Origin of the sequence: Caballeronia sp. LZ008 (genome assembly GCF_031451435.1) — a bacterium.
GTDB lineage: Bacteria > Pseudomonadota > Gammaproteobacteria > Burkholderiales > Burkholderiaceae > Caballeronia > Caballeronia zhejiangensis.
This window is the reverse complement of record NZ_JARUXK010000045.1, coordinates 173,927-190,794: the sequence shown is the minus strand read 5'-3', so window position 1 is coordinate 190,794 and position 16,868 is coordinate 173,927. Positions and strand designations below refer to the sequence as shown.

Sequence of the window (16,868 nt, the reverse complement as noted above, 5' to 3'; positions counted from 1 at the left end):
AATCAGTGGCCGGCAGAAGACATGTCGCCGGATTGGCCGCGCGGCGTCTTGAGCAAGAGCGCGAGCGGCAGACACGCGAGCAGCGCGATCGCCAGCACGTAGAAGGTTTCGGAGTAAGTCATGACGATCGCCTGCTGACCGATTTGCATCGACAACTGGCCGAGCGCCTGCATCTTCGCGTGCGCCATGTCGCCGCCCTGCGCGAAAAAGCTGGCGGCGCTCGCGGCCATGCGTTCCTGACCGATGACGGAATTCGCCGTCAGCGATTCGCGGATCGATGCGGTGTGAAAGTCGTTGCGACGGTCGATCACGGTGCCGATGATCGCAAGCCCGACCGAACCGCCGAGATTGCGCGCCATGTTGTAGAGGCCGGCCGCATCGCCGGATTCTTCGCGCGAAACGGCGGCCATCGACGCCTGATTGAGCGGCATCATCGCGAGCATCTGGCCGAAGCCGCGCAAGATCTGCGACCAGAAGAAATCGTGACCGACGCTTTGCGCGGTGAGCGAGATATCGAGCAGGCAGCTCGCGGCGAAGCACAGCAGGCCCGAGATGACGAGCACGCGAAAATCCACCTTGCCGAGCAGACGCGGCAGCACCGGCATGATGAGAAACGCGGGCACGCCCGACACGAGCATGATCGCGCCGGATTGCAGCGCGTTATAGCCCGCGACGACGCTCAGAAACTGCGGCAGCAGGAACGACACGCAATACAGCCCCGCGCCGACGGCGAACACGATCAGAATCACGCTCGCATAGCGCGGATTGCGCAGCAGCGACAGCCGCACGATTGGTTTCGTCGCGACGAATTGCGAGATCGCGATAAGCAGGAAGCCGAACGCCGTGACGCACGTGAGCATCACGATTTCATGCGATTCGAACCACTGATTGCGCTGGCCTTCTTCGAGCACGACGGTAAGCGAGCTCAGGCCGATGGCGAGTCCCGCTATGCCGATCCAGTCGGCCTTGAAGAACGATTCCCAATGCGACTTCTCCGCCGGCAAGCCGGTGATGAGCAATGCGACGAGCGCGAAGCCGACCGGCACGTTGACGAAGAAGCACCACGACCACGAGATGTTCTCCGCGAGCCAGCCGCCCAGCACGGGTCCGAGCAGCGGCCCGAGCAACACGATCAGGCCGAAGATCGTCATGCCGACGGGCATCTGCTCGCGCGGCAGCCGCGTGCGGATGATGGTCTGCGCGGTCGGAATCATCGCGCCGCCGGTGAAGCCCTGGCCGATGCGGCCCACGACCATCATCGACAGCGACGTCGAGAAGCCGCACATCACCGAGAACAGCGTGAAGAGCACCGCGTTGCCGAGCAGAAAATTGCGCAGCCCGAACACGCGCGTGAGCCACGCGGCGAGCGGGATCATCACGATTTCCGACATCAGATAGCCGGTGGAGATCCAGGTCCCTTCGGTGCCGGTCGCGCCGATTTCCCCCTGAATCTGCGGCAGCGCGGAGTTGGTGATGGAAATGTCGAGCGTGGCCATCAGCGCGCCGAGCGCGCCGGCCGTGACCGCGATCCAGTCGGTCGCGCTCGCGCGATGCGGATGCGCGGCGGCCTCAGTCATGGCGATTTTCCGCCGCGATGCGATGGCTGTCGTCGGTGGCGGTTTTGGTGTCGACATCGACCGTTACCGAGAGGCCCGGCAGCAGCACCTTGCGCGTTTGCGGACCCGTATCGACGCGAATGCGCACCGGCACGCGCTGCACGATCTTCGTGAAGTTCCCAGTCGCGTTCTCCGGCGGCAGCAGCGCGAACTGCGCGCCGGTGCCGGGCGCGAAGCTTTCGACGACGCCGTGCAACTCGGTGCCCTTGAGTGCATCGACGTGCAGCGTCGCCGGCTGGCCGACGCGCATGCGCCCGACCTGCGTTTCCTTGAAGTTCGCTTCCAGATAGAGCGCCTCGACCGGCACGACCGTCATCAAGCGCGTGCCCGGCTGCACATACTGGCCGACGCGCACGGTGCGATCGCCGACGCGCCCCGCGACCGGGCTCACGAGCGTCGTGTCGCTCAGATCGAGCTTCGACTGATTCAGTTGCGCCTGCGCCGCTTCGACTTGCGCGCGCGCCTGCGCGATCTGCGCTTCGGTCGCGCCGATCTGCGTCGATGCCGAACGCGCGGCGGCGAGATTCGCGGCAAGCGTGGCGCGCGCCTGATCGCGCGTGGAGACGAGGCTCGCGAGACGCTCGGCGGTTTCGGCGCCCGTCGCGACGAGCGGACGATAACGGTTCACGTCGTCTTCCGCATGCGCGAGGCTTACGCGCGACACTTCGGCCTGCGCCTTCGCCTGATCGGCGTTGGCGTGCTGCTGCTTCAGCTCGGCTTCGGCGCGGTCGATGTCGGCGGCGCGCGCATCGAGCGCGGCCTTCGCCTGATCGAGCGAGGCCTGATACTGCCGCGTATCGAGCCGCGCGAGCGGCGCGCCGGCCTCGACCGCCTGATTGTCGGCGACGAGCACTTCGGTGATATAGCCGCTTACTTTCGGCGCGATGGTGACGCTGTCGGCCTTGAGATAGGCGTCGTCGGTGGTTTCGACGAAACGGCCGACCGTCCACCAGCGCACGCCCCATGCAATGCCGGCGACGACCGCGACGATGCCGATTGCAATCAGCAGGCGTTTGCGTGACGGTTTGCGTTCGACGGCGTCGGCGGGTTGGCCGCCGTGCGTGGGCGCTGTGACTGACATGTGTTCTCCGGGAGCTTTCGCGCCACCGCGCGGGTGCGGTAGCCTTCGATGAATGCGGGACGGCGAGGGCGTTGCGGCCAGAAATGACTACGATGTCACCGCGACGCGCTCGCCAAACTAGACGATGCCGTCTAGTATGCACGAATCTAGACGCGAGCGTCTAGTTTGACCTTGCTCGAGGAGAGACAATGAAGAAGGCTCGCGCCGACAATGAAAGCGAATTGCAGGATCCGGAGCGCGCCAGCACGGCTCGTTCGCCCTTGCAGGCGCGCGGGCGCGCGCGCATCGAGGCGGTGCTGGATGCGACCGCCGAGCTGATCGTCGAAAAGGGGTTGGAAGGCGTGACGATGCACGGCGTCGCGCGGCGTGCGCAAACGCCGATCGGCTCGATGTATCACTTCTTTCCGGATCGCGACGCGTTGCTCGCCGCGTTGTGGGACCGCCACGCGGCGGCGCTGCAGGAACTCGAAGACGAACTTGCGCGGGTCGACAGCGAGACCTGGCGGGCGTTGTCGGCGGAAGCGGTGATCGATCGGATCATGTCGCCGCATATCGAATATTTCGACCGCAAGACCGATCTCCTGATTCTGATGTCGGTCATGCCGCACGATGAAGCGAAGAAAAAGCGCAAGTCCAGCATGATGCGCAAGGTGATCGACGCGCGCATGCCCGGCGTGAAAGCGTCCGAGCGCGAACTGTACGTGGACATGCTGCACGCGCTCGCGAGCGGCGCGCTGGCCGTCAAGCTGCGTCCCGCAATGGGCGACGTGCAACTGGCGCGCCGTTATCTGCGCGAGGTCAAGCGGGCGCTCGCCGCGTATCTCGCCGCCGTGGAGGCGGCGGTGCTCAAATGATGGACGGGCCTTCCAGTCTCTATCGGCCATGATTCGTCGTATTTTGTCCGACGATTCGACGGAAACGGCCATGCGCCATATAGGGCGATTATCTTTTCATCGCAACAACGGCGCGGAAACGGGATAATGACTTGTCCAAAGAAAACATGCCGAGCACAAAAAGCAGGCTCCACGAATGACGAGGGTCGGTCGGGGTGCCTGCGCTCGGTTAAACACGGGTCATAAATGTCCAACAGTCCAGCCAGCATTCAAGGCGATTTTCTCAACGCGCTGCGCAAAGAACGCAAGCGGGTTTCCATTTATCTCGTTAATGGGATCAAGCTGACGGGCCATATCCAGTCGTTCGACACGTATATGGTCTATCTCAATTCGACGAGCGGAAACCAGGTTCTTTTCAAGCACGCGATTTCCACCATTTGCGAAGATCACGGCGCGCCCGGCCGGCCGAATCATCGCGAGAGCCGTGGTCCGGGCGACCGTCCGCCGCGTCCGCCGCGCAGCTAGTCCGGTCTCGCGCGCAAGTTGGCCCAAGCGACGCGCGCGTGAGCTTGCTCACGCGCGTCGACGGGCCGACTATCCGCGCGCCGCGATCGCGTGGCGCAATTCCTGATAGCCGCGCAATCCCGCCACGCCGAGCTCGCGGCCGATTCCGCTCAGTCCGAGTCCGCCCCAGCACGCCTGCGGGAAGATCAACTGCGGTGTGTTGATCCACACGAGGCCCGCGCGCAGCGCATGGCGAAAGCGCCGTGCGGCGTCTTCATCGCGCGTCACGACGGTTGCGACGAGCCCATAACGCGTGCCGTTGGCGAGCGCGATGGCTTCATCGTCGGTGCGGAACGACTTCACGCACGCGACCGGCCCGAACACTTCTTCCGTCCAAAGCACGTTGGCGGCATCCGGTTCGGCGACGACGACCGGCGCCATGAAAAAGCCGTCCGCGCAAGCGCCGTCGAGCGCGCCGCGGAACGCGATGCGCGCGCCGTCCGCCACGCCCTGCTCGACGAGCGCCTGCACGCGCGCACGCTGCGCATGCGATACGAGCGGGCCCATGGCGGCATTTTCGACGTGCGGCGGCGCAACCACGAGCGCGCGCACGGCCGCTTCGAGCGCGGCCACGAACTTGCGATAGACCTCGTCGTGAACGAGGATGCGCGACGTCGCCGAGCACATTTGCCCGGCGTTCGTGAACGCGCCGCCCATTGCGAGCGCGACCGCGTGCTCGATGTCCGCATCGGCGCGCACGATCAGCGCCGATTTCCCGCCGAGTTCGAGCGTCACGCGCTTCATGTCCTGCGCCGCCGTCTGCATCACCTTGCGGCCGACGCCCGTGCTGCCCGTGAACGAAATCTTGTCGATGAGCGGATGCGCCGCGAGCAGCGCGCCGACTTCGCCGCTGCCGTTCACGATATTCACGACGCCATCTGGCACGCCCGCCGCCGTCATGATTTCCGCGAGCAGATGCTCGACCGGCGACGTCAATTCCGACGGCTTCAGCACGGCCGTGCACCCCGCCGCGAGCGCGGGCGCGATTTTCCACGCGGTCGTGACCATCGGGAAATTCCACGGCACGATCAGCGCGGCCACGCCGACCGCTTCGTAATGGCGCTCGCCCGTCACGGCGTCGTCGGGCAATGTCAGCGTCTCGGTCGCAAAAAGCGATGCGTCCGCGCACAGGTCCGCGTAGTAGTCGAACGTGGCGATGGCGTCGCTGACGTCGGTGTCGGCTTCGAGCGGAGGCTTGCCGCTGACTGCTTGCTGCATCGACGAAAGACGCGTGCGGTTCGCAGCGAGCGACTGCGCGATCTTGCGCAGCACCTCGCCGCGCGATGCGGGCGTGCGGTTGCGCCATGCATCGAGCGCGGCGTGCGCGGCACGCACGGCGGCATCGACTTGCGCGGCGTCGGCATGTTCCTGCCAGCCGATGACCGCGCCCGTCGACGCGTTGTGGATCGCGTTGCCCGCTTCCAGAACCGATGCGCCATAGCGCGTGCCCGCGATCGTCGCGGCGGGCAGAAGAATCGAGTGATTGTCGCGGATATTCATGATCGTCCTCGATGGTTCAACGGTACGCGACGCCCGGCATCACGCAGAGCATCTCGAATGCGAGATTCGCGCCGACGAGCGCCGTCGTTCCGGCCTGATCGTAAGGCGGCGAGACCTCGACGAGATCCGCGCCCACGACATTCAGGCCCTTCATGCCGCGCACGATTTCAAGGCCTTGCTGCACGGAAAGGCCGCCGATTTCCGGCGTGCCGGTGCCGGGTGCAAACGAGGGATCGAGCCCGTCGATATCGAAGCTCAGATACACCGGTGCGCCGCCCACGCGCGCGCGGACTTCTTCCATCAACGGCGCGAGCGACCGGTTCCAGCACGCTTCGGCCTGCACGACGGTGAAGCCCTGCTTGCGGCACCAGTCGAAGTCGTCGGCGTGATAGCCCGTGCCGCGCAGACCGATTTGCGTGACCTGATCGCAGCGAAGCAGGCCGTCCTCGACCGCGCGTCGAAACGGCGTGCCGTGCGCGATCTTCTCGCCGAACATCGTGTCGTTGACGTCCGCGTGCGCATCGACGTGCACGACCGCGACCTTGCCGTACTTCTTGTGCAGCGCGCGCAGGATCGGCCACGCGATCGTGTGATCGCCGCCGAGCGTGATCGGGCGACAGCCGCTCGCGACGATCTCGTCGTACGCCGATTCGATCAGCCGCATCGAATCCTTCAGGTCGTAGGGATTCGTCGCGACGTCGCCGATATCGGCCACTTGCAGCGAATCGAAGGGCGCGGCGCGCGTCGCCATGTTGTACGGACGCAGCAGCACCGATTCCGCGCGGATCTGGCGCGGCCCGAAGCGCGCGCCCGAACGGTTCGACGTGCCGATATCGAGCGGCACGCCGACGAAACACGCGTCGAGACCAACGGTGCTCGCCGCCTGCGGCAGCCGCATCATGGTCGCGATGCCGGCGAAGCGCGGCATGTCGTTGCCGCCGAGCGGCTGATTGAGTTCGCGCTGCATCGATACATCTCCCGTCATCGTTGTAAGGACGGGGCGATGTTAGGCGAGGCGAGCGCCGCGCGAATCACGAAATGGAGATGTTCACATCGAGCCGGTTCGATGTGAACGCGGCTTCAGGTGGCGTGCAGACGAGGATGCTCCTGCCCCCACGCGATCAGATCGCGCTTGGTCCGCACGCCGAGCTTCGCGAACGCGCGCTTGACATACGACTCGGCCGTACCGATTCGCACACCGATGATTTCCGCCGCTTCGGGCACCGTGCGGCCCGTGATCAGATGCGTGCAGATCTCGTATTCGCGCTTCGACAGACGCACGCGATCCTCGGCGATGCGCGCATCGAACTGAGCGAGCGGATGCAGGAACGACGTCGGATGCGCGACGCGTTTCGCGGCGCTCGTCGAAGCATGCAGCTCCAGCAGCGGAAACAGGAACTCGCTCACGTTGCGAAAGCGGTTCATCTCGGCGAGCGTGAACGGCGGCGCATCGAGCGCGCGTTCGAGCGCGATGGAATCCTGCGCGTGCGGCGTGCCGCGCGCGAGCACGCATTCGTGCGCGATCGACGCTTCGTCGAAGAGCCGCTGACGGAATTCGCCCGGCGGAATCGCGCCGATATCGCGCACGACGAGCATCGTCCCGACCTTGCCGCGAATGCCCGCGAAGAGCGGATCGCTGTCGTAGAAGCGGTCGTAGTACAGCGTCATGACATCGGAGATGACGCTCGTGTCCATGCCGACGCCGCTGCTGCCGATCCACTCGCAGCGAAACCCCGTGGGCTTGCTGCGATCGACGCGCGAACGTTCGATGTGCACGACATTGAGCGGCACGACTTCATTGAGAAGCAGCGTGAGACGCGGCACGAAATCCGGCGTGCCGACAGCTTCGATGACTTTGCCGAGCGTCTTGAAAGACAGCGGAAACGCGGCTTGATCCTGATTGAGCGGGGGTACGTTGAGCAGCATGGCGCGCCCCAAAGAAAAGGCTGTCCGATTGTAGATCAAGCGCCGTATCGCCCGCCAGACGGGGATTTCGAGGTAACTAGGTATTTACCCGCAGATCGCTGAAACGCGGCTTGTCCCCCCTGCGGGGGGGCATACCGGGGCATGTCGACCCGGTAACTTTGGCGCACCGATTCATTGAAAACGACGCACCGAAGGAAACACATGAGCAAGCTGATTCAGGACATCGCGCCGCTGGGCGCTGGCATCGGGCAATTCACGCAACTCGATTACGGCATGGACGAAAGCGACTGGCGCGCGGCCGAAGGCAAGACCGGCAACTACGTGATCGGCTGGTGGGAAGGCAAGGTCGGCGCCGTCGATTTCCCCGCGACCACCGCCGACGAAGCCGTCTGGCTTGTCGAAGGCCGCATCGCGCTGACCGATATGAACGGCGCGCGCCGCGAGTTCGCGGCGGGCGAGGGCTATCTGCTGCCGGCCGGTTTCGCGGGCCGCTGGGAAACGATCGAGGACGCGAAGAAGTTCTACGTCGTGCTCGAACCGCAGCAATAACGTCGCGCACCGCGCCCGAGGAGGAGACACGTCATGAACGAAAGCGCGCAACTGTTCGAAGCCGACTTCGCCGCACCCGGCGCATCGCGCGATGTGCGCCGCAAGCGGGCCCGACTGACCGTCGAAGAAGCACTCGCCCGCACGAAGCTCTCTCCCTACTGGCTCGACAATCCCGCCGAGCCGCCGGCCGAACCGTCGCTCGCGGGCGAAACACGCGCCGATCTTCTGATCGTCGGCGGCGGCTTCACCGGCTTGTGGGCCGCCGTGCAGGCGAAAGAGCAGATGCCCGAACTCGACGTCGTGCTGATCGAAGCAGGACGGGTCGCGCACGGCGCATCGGGGCGCGCGGGCGGCATCATCTCGACATCGGTGATGCACGGCCTGCCCAACGCCGTGCGGGTCTTTCCGAACGATATCGCCGAGCTCGAAGCCTTCGGCCAGCGCAATCTCGACGGCTTCGAAGAGACGCTCGAACGCTATGGCATCGACGCCGACATCGAATGGAACGGCGAGATGACGGTCGCCGTCGATCCCGAGCATATCGACCATCTGCGTGCCGATTACGATCTGCACAGATCGTATGGCCACGACGTCACGCTGCTCGACGCCGCGGCCACGCGCGAACAACTCGATTCGCCGCTGTTCGCGGGCGCGCTGTGGTCGCGCAATCGCAGCGGCATCGTGCATCCGGCGAAGCTCGCGTGGGGTTTGAAACGCGCGGCGCTCGAACTCGGCGTGCGGCTTTACGAGCACAGTCCGCTGATCGACGTGATCGACGAAGGCGCGACCGTCTTCGTGACGACGCCCGCGGGCAGCGTGCGCGCGCCGCGCGTGCTGTTGGGCAGCGGCACCGCGAAAGTCGGCATTCCGGATATCAACCGGCGCGTCCTGCAAGTGCGCGATCACGTACTCGCGACCGAGCCGCTCACCGGCGAGCAACTTTCGCGCATCGGCTGGAAGCAGCGTCAGGGCATCTACGACACGCGCACGCAGCTCAACTATTTCCGCCTCACGAAGAACAACAACATCATCTTCGGCGGCCTCGTGAGTTATCACTTCGATGGCGATCCGAATCCGCCGCGCGATCGGCAGCGCGACACGTACTACCGTCTCGCGGAGGCGTTCTACAAGACGTTCCCGCAACTGAGCGACGTGCGTTTCTCGCACGCGTGGGGCGGTCCGATCGACTACTGCTCGCGCGGATCGGTATTCGCGAAGCGCTATCTCGGCGACAAGGCCGTGTTCGTCGCGGGCTACACCGGCTTCGGCGTGGCCGCGAGCCGCTTCGGCGCGTTCATGGGCCTGAACATCCTTTTCGATCGCGACAGTCCCGAGCGCGCGCTCGACATCGCCAATCGAAGCCCGACCTACATTCCGCCCGAGCCGGTGCGATGGCTCGCCGCGAAAGTCACGTTCCACGCATTCGACGGCGCCGATGCCGAGGGCGGCTGGAAGCGCGCGTGGATCAAGGGCATCAAGGCGATGGGCTTCCCGATGTGAGCGCGACGACATGTTCTCCAATACATCCGATCTCGACCTTCGCCTCGTGCGCGTCTTTCTCGCGGTCGTCGATGCGCGCGGCATCACCGCCGCTCAAGCGTCGCTCGGCGTGCGCCAGTCGACCATCAGCTCGCAGCTTTCCGCGCTGGAGGCGCGCGTCGGCTTCAGGCTGTGCGAACGCGGACGCGGCGGCTTTCGGCTGACGTCCAAAGGCGAGCGTTTCGTGATGTCGGCGCGGGCGCTGATCGGCGCGACATCGCAATTCGTCGCGCAGGTGCGCGACATCGATCGCAAGCTGGTCGGCACGCTGTCGATCGGGTTGATCGGACAGGCATCGCATGTCGAGAACGCGCGGCTCGCGGAAGCTATCGGCGCATTTCGCAAGCGCGATCAGGCCGTGCGTTTCGCGATGCACGTCGCGCCGCCGCAGGAACTCGAAGAAAGCCTCGTCAATCGCGAACTCGATCTGGCGATCGGCTATTTCTGGCATCGCGTCGCGGGGCTGTCGTACAGCAGGCTGTTCAACGAGCGGCAAGTGATCTGTTGCGGGCGCGGACATCCGCTCTTTCATGCGGACCCGCTCGTGACGCTCGACGATCTGCGCGCGCACGACTGGATCTGGCGCAGCTATCCGGTGCCGGAAGAACTCGCGGGCATCGGCGAGCGGCGCGTGACGGCGATCGCGGACAGCATCGACGCGGCCACCGTGCTGATCCTGTCGGGCAGTCATATCGGCTATTTGCCCGCGCATCACGCGGACGCCTTCGAGCAGCGCGGACTGATCCGCGTGCTGGGACGCACCGCGTTCGGCTTCGACGTGCCGCTGCATCTCGCGATGAAGCGCGACATGGCCGACAAAGCCATCGTTCGAGCCTTCTGTGAAGACCTTTTCGGCGTCTATGGCGCGCGCGAGATTCATCACGATGAGCCTGAACGCGCGGTAGCAACGTGCCCGATGTGAACGCCTTGATGACGCATTACGGCGCGCATTCCGACGCAACGGAATGACCGCCGATAACAACGGAGCGAGACAACATGGCAGACAACACCAGCGACAGCACCAGCATCACGAAGATCGAAACCTACGGTTTCGAGCGCATTCCCGACGCTTCGCGATACGCGCGGCCCATCGATCTGTTCCGCCTGCTGTTCGGCGGCTGCAATACGTTTTCGACTTCGGTGCTCGGCAGCTTTCCGGTGCTCGTCGGCCTTTCGTTCGAAGCGAGCGTGTGGTCCATCGTGATCGGCGTGCTCGCGGGCACCTGCATGCTCGCGCCGATGAGCCTCTTCGGGCCGCGCAACGGCACGAGCGATCCGGTGTCGTCGGGGGCGCACTTCGGCATTCATGGCCGCATCGTCGGATCGTTTCTCGCGGTGCTCACATCGGTCGCGTTCTTCTCGCTCGCCGTATGGAGTTCGGGCGATGCGCTCGTCGGCGGCGCGCACGACATGATCGGCTTGCCGGTCAATCCGTGGACGCTCGGCACGGCGTATCTGGTGTTCGCGGTGCTCGTGCTGATCGTCTGCATCTACGGGTTTCGCTTCATGCTGTGGGTGAACAAGATCGCCGTGTGGGCGGCGAGCCTCATGTTCGTGCTCGGCGCATTCGCGTTCGCGAAGCCTTTCGACGTCCACTACGCGGGCACGCTTCAGCACGGCAGCGCAGGCTTCTGGGCGGCGTTCGTCGGCGCGGCGCTGGTCGCGTTGAGCAATCCGGTTTCGTTCGCGTCGACGCTCGGCGACTGGGCGCGCTACATTCCGCAATCGACGCCGCGCCACCGCGTGATGGGCGCCGTGTTTCTCGCGCAGATCGCGACGTTCTTGCCGTTCCTCTTCGGCCTCGTCACCGCGACGATCATCGCGACGCAAGCGCCGAGCTTCATCAGCTCGAACGACTACGTGGGCGGCTTGCTTGCGGTATCGCCGCGCTGGTTCCTGTTGCCGATGTGTCTGATCGCGATCATCGGCGGACTGTCGACGGGCACGACCGCGCTCTACGGCACGGGCCTCGACACGTCGAGCATGTTCCCGAAGTTCCTCAACCGCGTGCGCGCGACGGCGCTGATCGGCCTGCTCGCCATCGGCTTCATTTTCGTGGGGCGTTTCGCGTTCAACCTCGTGGAAAGCGTGGCGACGTTCTCGACGCTCATCTGCACCTTCAGTTGCCCGTGGATGGCGATCATGGTGATCGGCTTCGTGCAGCGCGGCGGTTTCTATCTGGCCGACGATCTGCAAGTGTTCAATCGCGGCGGGCGCGGCGGCCACTATTGGTATAGCCACGGCTGGAACTGGCGCGCGATGGGCGCATGGCTGCCGGCCGCGTTCATCGGGCTGACGTTCGTGAATCTGCCGGGACAGTTCGCCGGGCCGCTCGGCGCGCTCGCGGGCGGCTGCGATCTCAGCGTGCCGGTTTCGTTCGTCGTGGGCGGCGCGCTGTATCTGACGATGCTGCGGCTCTTTCCCGAACCCGACGCCGTTCACGGTCCGCAAGGGCGCCGTCTCGTCGGCGCGTCGCGCGAATCTTCACGCACGAGCGCGCACGTTCCGATCACGGCGCGCGTGCGCGAGGATTGACTTTCATAACGCTCGTCTATTCGAACATTCGGACGATAGATTTAATCCACCGTTGATCCAGCGCTTTTCCAGTATCGGTTCAACACATGGACGTTATTGACGCGTGTGTTTCAGTGCGGATCGCAAAGGCGATCCGAGACGGAATACATCGCGTTCCGGCATTCCCCGACAGGAGACGAGATGTCCGAGCCGAAACATCCAGCCGATGCAGAAGCGCGTCGAGTCTTTCTAAAGAACGTTGCGGTCGCCGGCATGGCGACGGGCCTGTCGGGCGTCGTAGGCGATGCGCTGGCGCAGGCCGACGCGTCGCCATCGGGCGGGACGGGCGCGGCGTCGAAGCCGGCGACGCGCGCGACGCTCGACATCAATCAGCAGTACGCCAACTTCCTTAACTTCGCGGATGCACAGGACTTCGAGGACGCAACCGACGCATCGCGGCGCAGCAACATCGTCGTGATGCCGGAGGCGGGCTTGCGCGCATGGCTCGCCGGACGGATCGGCGCGCGCGCGGCGCTCGGCGATGCGCTCTTTCACGTCGACGCGCCGGCGCTCGCCGGAACGACGCTGGCGACGATGCTCGCGAGCGCCGAATCTTCCGTGGCCGACGCGCGCTGAAGGAGCGCCGATGACGGTTTTAGTCGATCATCCGGAAGGTTTGTTCGTCGTGCTGCTCGCGCTGTTCATCGGCGCGGTGGCGTGCGGCGCGCACGTATTGCGGCGCTTCGCCGTGCTGCCGCCGGAGGATCGCGAAGACTTCAACATCATCCAGACTTCCACGCTGACCTTGCTTGCGCTGCTCGTCGGCTTCAGCCTTTCGATGGCGGTGAATCGCTACGACTTGCGCAAGACGCTGGAGGAAAGCGAGGCGAACGCGATCGGCACCGAATATGCGCGCGCCGATCTCGTCGATGCCGCGACCGGCGCGAAGATCAAGTCCGCGCTGCTCCGCTATACGAAGCTGAGACTGGCGAACTACACGACGCGCGCGCCCGATGCGCTCGCGACGATCGTCCGCGATACGTCGAATGTCGAAACGGAGCTGTGGCAGCTCGCGACGCAAGTAGCGAAGGATCAGCCGACGCCCATCGGCGCGCTCGTCGTCGCCGGCATGAACGACGTGCTGAACTCGCAGGACTACTCGGAGGCAGCGCGCATCAACCATATTCCGCTGGGCGCGTGGTATCTGATGATCATCATCGCGCTGCTCGGCTGCGTGATGCAGGGCTACGGCGCGAAGGGCAAGCTGACCAAAGGGCTGCTCATCACGATTCTTCCGGCGACGGTCGCGCTGTCGCTCGCGCTGATCGCCGACATCGACAGTCCGAAAGGCGGATTGATCCGCGTCGAGCCGCGCGATCTCACGCGGTTGCTGCAGTCGATCGGAGCGTGAGAGCCATGGCGCGCGTCCGGCTGCGTGCTATCTTTTTGAGTGGAAGCAGATCTTCCGCCCAGGAGAGATCGTGGACGTCGCCGCCTGGCTGCGCAGCCTCGGAATGGAACGGTACGAGCCGGTGTTTCGCGAGAACGCCATCGACGCCGACGTGCTGCGCAATCTCACCGCCGACGACCTGAAGGAACTCGGCGTCGCGCCGGTCGGGCATCGGCGCAAGCTGCTCGATGCGCTGGCCGGACTGCCGCATGCGTCCATCAAACCGGGCGATGAAGGAGAGCGGCGGCAAGTCGCCGTGCTTTTCGCCGACCTGTGCGGCTTCACGCAGATGAGCCGGGAAATCGACGCGGAAGAAGTGCTCGACGTGCTCGATCGATACTTCGAGCAGGTCGATCGCATCGTGGAGCTGCATGGCGGCCATGTCGACAAGCACGTCGGCGACTCGGTGATGGCGGTCTTCGGCGCGCCGGTCTCGCATGGAAACGATGCCGAACGCGCCGTGCGCGCCGCGCTCGCAATCGACGATGCGATGCCCGGCCTGTCGCGCGCGCTCGGTCGCGCGGTTTGCGTGCACATCGGCATTGCGGGCGGCGAGGTCGTCGCGAGCGGCACGGGCAGCGCGACGCATCGGGCGTACACCGTCACGGGCGACACCGTCAATCTCGCGTCGCGTCTCACGGACGCGGCCGGCACGGGAGAAATCCTCGTATCGGAGGCCGTGCGGCGTCATCTGGCCGAGCGTCTCGATTGCGTCGAACGCGGCGCGCTGTCCGTCAAGGGATTCGCCGATCCGGTTCCGGCATGGCGCATCGCCGGCATTCGACACGCGCCGCCGATCCGGCCGATGGTCGGCCGCTGCGAAGATCTGCTCGCGTTCCGGACCGTGCTCGGCTCGTGCCGCGCGACGGGCCATGGACGCACGATCGTGCTGCGCGGCGAGGCGGGCATCGGCAAGACGCGCCTCGTCGAAGCGTTCGAAAGCGCCGCGCGGGATGCGGGATTCGTCTGTCACGGCGGGCTCGTGCTCGACTTCGGCGCGGCGACCGGACGAGGCGCGATTCAATCGCTCGTGCGCGGACTGCTCGCGCTCGACGATCCGAACGATGACGCAACGATAGGGCAGGGCATCGCCCAGGCGATCGCCGCCGGTTCGATCGATGAAGGCGATGCGCTCTTTCTCGAAGACCTGCTCGACATGCCCATGCCGCTCGCGGATCGCACGGTCTTCGAGGCAATGGACAACGCGATGCGCGTTCGCGGCCGGCGCGATGTCGTGGCGCGGCTCGTTCGTCGCGCGAGCGGCCGGCATCCGCGGGTTCTTGCCGTCGAAGACATCCACTGGTCGGATGCGCCGACGCTGGCGGACCTCGCGGCGCTATCCGCGACGGCGGCGGATTGCGCGGCCGTGCTCGTACTGACCGCGCGCCCGTTATCCGAAACCTTCGACGCGTCCTGGCACGCCGCGCACGGCGCGCCGTATTCGCTCATCGATCTCGGACCGTTGAGCGCAAGCGAGGCGCGCGTCATGGCCGAATCGTTTCCCGGCGCGACGGCGGATCTCGCGGAGCGCTGCATCGCGCGGGCGGCGGGCAATCCGCTGTTTCTCGAACAGTTGCTGAACCACGCGCAGGACGGCGCGGAATCCGGCGTGCCCGGCTCGGTGCGCAGTCTCGTGCAGGCGCGGCTCGACCGGCTCGATTCCGCCGGCAAGACCGCTTTGCAGGCGGCGTCGGTGCTCGGGCAGCTCGTCGAGAAGGATGCAGTCGATTTTCTCGTCGATGAAACCGGCGCGGGCGCCGCGCTCGAATCGCCGTCGATGGATCGCCTGGTGCGACGCCAGGGCGCCGGCTTCATCTTCCACCACGCGCTGATCCGCGACGCGATCTACGACGGGCTGCTGAAAAGCCGTCGCCGCGCGTTGCATCGTCGCGCGGCGCAGTGGTTCGGCGAGCGCGATCCGGTTCTGCGCGCCGAGCATCTCGATCGCGCCGCGGATCGCGCAGCGGCGCTCGCCTATTGCGACGCGGCGCGCGTGCAGGCGTCGGCGTATCGGCATGAAGCGGCGCTTCGGCTCGTCGCGCGCGGGCTCGAAATCGCGGATGCGGACAGCGACCGCGCCGCGCTCGAATGCCTGCGCGGCACGATCCTGCACGACGCGGGCGACATGACATCGGCGCTCGCGGCGTTCGAAACCGCGCTCGGCTTCGCCACGACCGACACGGCGCGCTGTCACGCGTGGATCGGGCGCGCGACGGTGAAGCGCGTCATCGACGATCTCGATGGCGCGTGGGCCGATCTGAATCGCGCCGCATCGGCCGCGGCCGCGCAAGGACTGCTGCGCGAGGAAGCGCGCATCCATTTCCTGCGCGGCAACCTGTGTTTTCCGCGCGGCGATATCGAAGGCTGCGTGCGCGAACACGAACGCAGCCTCGCGCTCGCGCAGCAAGCGGGCGACGCGGAACTGGAGGCCGCCGCGCTCGGCGGAATCGGCGACGCGCAGTACATGCGCGGACGGATGATCAGCGCGAACGACGCCTTCAGCCGCTGCATCGAGCTGTGCCGGCGCCACGGATTCGGACGGATCGAAGTCGCCAATCTGCCGATGCACGCGATTACCGCATGGTTCGCGGGCGCGGCGAACGCGGGGCTCGATGCGGCGCTCGCGAGCGTGGCCGCGGCGGAGAAGGTCGGGCAGTTGCGGGCGCTCGCGGTTGCGCATCATGCGGCGTTTCACTGCCTGCACGATCTCGCGCAGTGGGATCGCGCGTGGGAGCATGTCGGCCCGGCGCTGCGCTGTGCGCGCGAACTGAAATCGAGGCGCTTCGAAGGCGAGGCGCTCGCGTTGCGCGCGGAATTGCATCGTGTTGCGGGACGCCGGCGCGACGCGCTCGACGATATCGAAGAGGCGCTGTCGATCAGCCGCGAGACCGGCATGACGTATCTGGGCGCCGCGTATCTCGGCGTGCTGGCGCGTTCGACGGACGACGTCGCGGTCTTCGACAGCGCGCTCGCGGAAGGCGAAGCTCTGCTCGCCAGCGGCGCGGTGAGCCACAACCACTTTCTCTTTCGGCGCGACGCGATAGACGCGTGCCTCGATCGCGGACTTCTGGACGCGGCCGCGCATCACGCTGCGGCGCTCGAAGATTACGCGCGACGCGAGCCATCGCCGTTTTCGGCATTCGTCGTGGCGCGGGCGCGCGCGCTCGTCGCGCATGGCATGGGCGACCGGAAAGCGGCGTCGACGGATGCGCTACAGCGACTCGCGCAAGAGGGCAGGAAGCGCGGCTTGGTTTACGCGCTCGCAGCAATCGATGACGCGCTGCGTCGATGAGGAC

General features: G+C 65.8%; 14 protein-coding genes. 9 read left to right on the top strand and 5 right to left on the bottom strand.

Annotated elements, in window-relative coordinates:
- Positions 1–2 precede the first annotated feature (2 nt).
- On the bottom strand, positions 3–1,577 hold the full coding sequence (locus tag QCE49_RS34420; RefSeq protein ID WP_034474155.1) for an MDR family MFS transporter: 1,575 nt from the start codon (positions 1,575–1,577) through the stop codon (positions 3–5).
- On the bottom strand, positions 1,570–2,697 hold the full coding sequence (locus tag QCE49_RS34415; RefSeq protein ID WP_008345327.1) for an HlyD family secretion protein: 1,128 nt from the start codon (positions 2,695–2,697) through the stop codon (positions 1,570–1,572). The genes QCE49_RS34420 and QCE49_RS34415 overlap by 8 nt, the downstream gene beginning before the upstream one ends.
- Positions 2,698–2,885: 188 nt before the next feature.
- On the opposite strand from QCE49_RS34415, the gene QCE49_RS34410 reads away from it, so the two are divergent.
- Positions 2,886–3,551, top strand: a complete 666-nt coding sequence (locus QCE49_RS34410) for a TetR/AcrR family transcriptional regulator (RefSeq protein ID WP_008345328.1) — start codon at positions 2,886–2,888, stop codon at positions 3,549–3,551.
- Positions 3,552–3,776: 225 nt separating this feature from the next.
- Positions 3,777–4,055 carry an RNA chaperone Hfq gene (gene hfq / locus QCE49_RS34405; RefSeq protein ID WP_008345329.1) on the top strand — a complete coding sequence of 93 codons (279 nt, stop codon included), beginning with the start codon at positions 3,777–3,779 and terminating at the stop codon, positions 4,053–4,055.
- Positions 4,056–4,124: 69 nt separating this feature from the next.
- On the opposite strand, the gene QCE49_RS34400 is transcribed toward hfq, so the two are convergent.
- From QCE49_RS34400 to QCE49_RS34390, 3 genes are all read right to left on the bottom strand, one after another.
- Positions 4,125–5,594 (bottom strand): aldehyde dehydrogenase family protein, encoded by a 1,470-nt coding sequence (locus tag QCE49_RS34400; RefSeq protein WP_250457710.1) that lies wholly within the window; start codon positions 5,592–5,594, stop codon positions 4,125–4,127.
- 16 nt (positions 5,595–5,610) lie between these two features.
- Positions 5,611–6,561, bottom strand: coding sequence for an agmatinase (gene speB, locus QCE49_RS34395; RefSeq protein ID WP_250457709.1), 951 nt, complete (start codon positions 6,559–6,561; stop codon positions 5,611–5,613).
- Positions 6,562–6,674: 113 nt separating this feature from the next.
- The gene (locus tag QCE49_RS34390; RefSeq protein ID WP_008345332.1) at positions 6,675–7,520 is read right to left on the bottom strand and encodes a helix-turn-helix transcriptional regulator; all 846 of its coding nucleotides are present in this window, start codon (positions 7,518–7,520) and stop codon (positions 6,675–6,677) included.
- Positions 7,521–7,721: 201 nt separating this feature from the next.
- Between QCE49_RS34390 and QCE49_RS34385 the strand changes: the two genes are divergently transcribed.
- The 7 genes from QCE49_RS34385 to QCE49_RS34355 all read left to right on the top strand — a co-directional run bounded on the left by QCE49_RS34385 (position 7,722) and on the right by QCE49_RS34355 (position 16,864).
- On the top strand, positions 7,722–8,069 hold the full coding sequence (locus QCE49_RS34385) for a cupin domain-containing protein (protein WP_008345333.1): 348 nt from the start codon (positions 7,722–7,724) through the stop codon (positions 8,067–8,069).
- Positions 8,070–8,102: 33 nt separating this feature from the next.
- A complete protein-coding gene (locus QCE49_RS34380; protein WP_250457708.1) occupies positions 8,103–9,569 on the top strand; it encodes an FAD-binding oxidoreductase in 1,467 nt (488 codons plus the stop codon).
- 10 nt (positions 9,570–9,579) lie between these two features.
- Positions 9,580–10,530 (top strand): LysR family transcriptional regulator, encoded by a 951-nt coding sequence (locus QCE49_RS34375; protein ID WP_250457707.1) that lies wholly within the window; start codon positions 9,580–9,582, stop codon positions 10,528–10,530.
- 74 nt (positions 10,531–10,604) lie between these two features.
- Positions 10,605–12,143 (top strand): cytosine permease, encoded by a 1,539-nt coding sequence (locus tag QCE49_RS34370; protein ID WP_250457706.1) that lies wholly within the window; start codon positions 10,605–10,607, stop codon positions 12,141–12,143.
- Positions 12,144–12,323: 180 nt separating this feature from the next.
- Positions 12,324–12,758: a hypothetical protein gene (locus QCE49_RS34365; protein WP_008345337.1), complete on the top strand. Its 435-nt coding sequence runs from the start codon at positions 12,324–12,326 to the stop codon at positions 12,756–12,758.
- Positions 12,759–12,768: 10 nt separating this feature from the next.
- On the top strand, positions 12,769–13,533 hold the full coding sequence (locus tag QCE49_RS34360; protein ID WP_008345338.1) for a hypothetical protein: 765 nt from the start codon (positions 12,769–12,771) through the stop codon (positions 13,531–13,533).
- A 70-nt stretch (positions 13,534–13,603) separates the two neighbouring features.
- Positions 13,604–16,864, top strand: a complete 3,261-nt coding sequence (locus QCE49_RS34355) for an adenylate/guanylate cyclase domain-containing protein (protein ID WP_250457705.1) — start codon at positions 13,604–13,606, stop codon at positions 16,862–16,864.
- Positions 16,865–16,868: the final 4 nt, after the last annotated feature.

Bases quoted from the DNA above. Each gene is read 5' to 3' on its own strand.
- QCE49_RS34420 (WP_034474155.1), bottom strand. From the start codon at position 1,577: ATGACTGAGGCCGCCGCGCATCCGCATCGCGCGAGCGCGACCGACTGG.
- QCE49_RS34415 (WP_008345327.1), bottom strand. From the start codon at position 2,697: ATGTCAGTCACAGCGCCCACGCACGGCGGCCAACCCGCCGACGCCGTC.
- QCE49_RS34410 (WP_008345328.1), top strand. From the start codon at position 2,886: ATGAAGAAGGCTCGCGCCGACAATGAAAGCGAATTGCAGGATCCGGAG.
- hfq (WP_008345329.1), top strand. From the start codon at position 3,777: ATGTCCAACAGTCCAGCCAGCATTCAAGGCGATTTTCTCAACGCGCTG.
- QCE49_RS34400 (WP_250457710.1), bottom strand. From the start codon at position 5,594: ATGAATATCCGCGACAATCACTCGATTCTTCTGCCCGCCGCGACGATC.
- speB (WP_250457709.1), bottom strand. From the start codon at position 6,561: ATGCAGCGCGAACTCAATCAGCCGCTCGGCGGCAACGACATGCCGCGC.
- QCE49_RS34390 (WP_008345332.1), bottom strand. From the start codon at position 7,520: ATGCTGCTCAACGTACCCCCGCTCAATCAGGATCAAGCCGCGTTTCCG.
- QCE49_RS34385 (WP_008345333.1), top strand. From the start codon at position 7,722: ATGAGCAAGCTGATTCAGGACATCGCGCCGCTGGGCGCTGGCATCGGG.
- QCE49_RS34380 (WP_250457708.1), top strand. From the start codon at position 8,103: ATGAACGAAAGCGCGCAACTGTTCGAAGCCGACTTCGCCGCACCCGGC.
- QCE49_RS34375 (WP_250457707.1), top strand. From the start codon at position 9,580: ATGTTCTCCAATACATCCGATCTCGACCTTCGCCTCGTGCGCGTCTTT.
- QCE49_RS34370 (WP_250457706.1), top strand. From the start codon at position 10,605: ATGGCAGACAACACCAGCGACAGCACCAGCATCACGAAGATCGAAACC.
- QCE49_RS34365 (WP_008345337.1), top strand. From the start codon at position 12,324: ATGTCCGAGCCGAAACATCCAGCCGATGCAGAAGCGCGTCGAGTCTTT.
- QCE49_RS34360 (WP_008345338.1), top strand. From the start codon at position 12,769: ATGACGGTTTTAGTCGATCATCCGGAAGGTTTGTTCGTCGTGCTGCTC.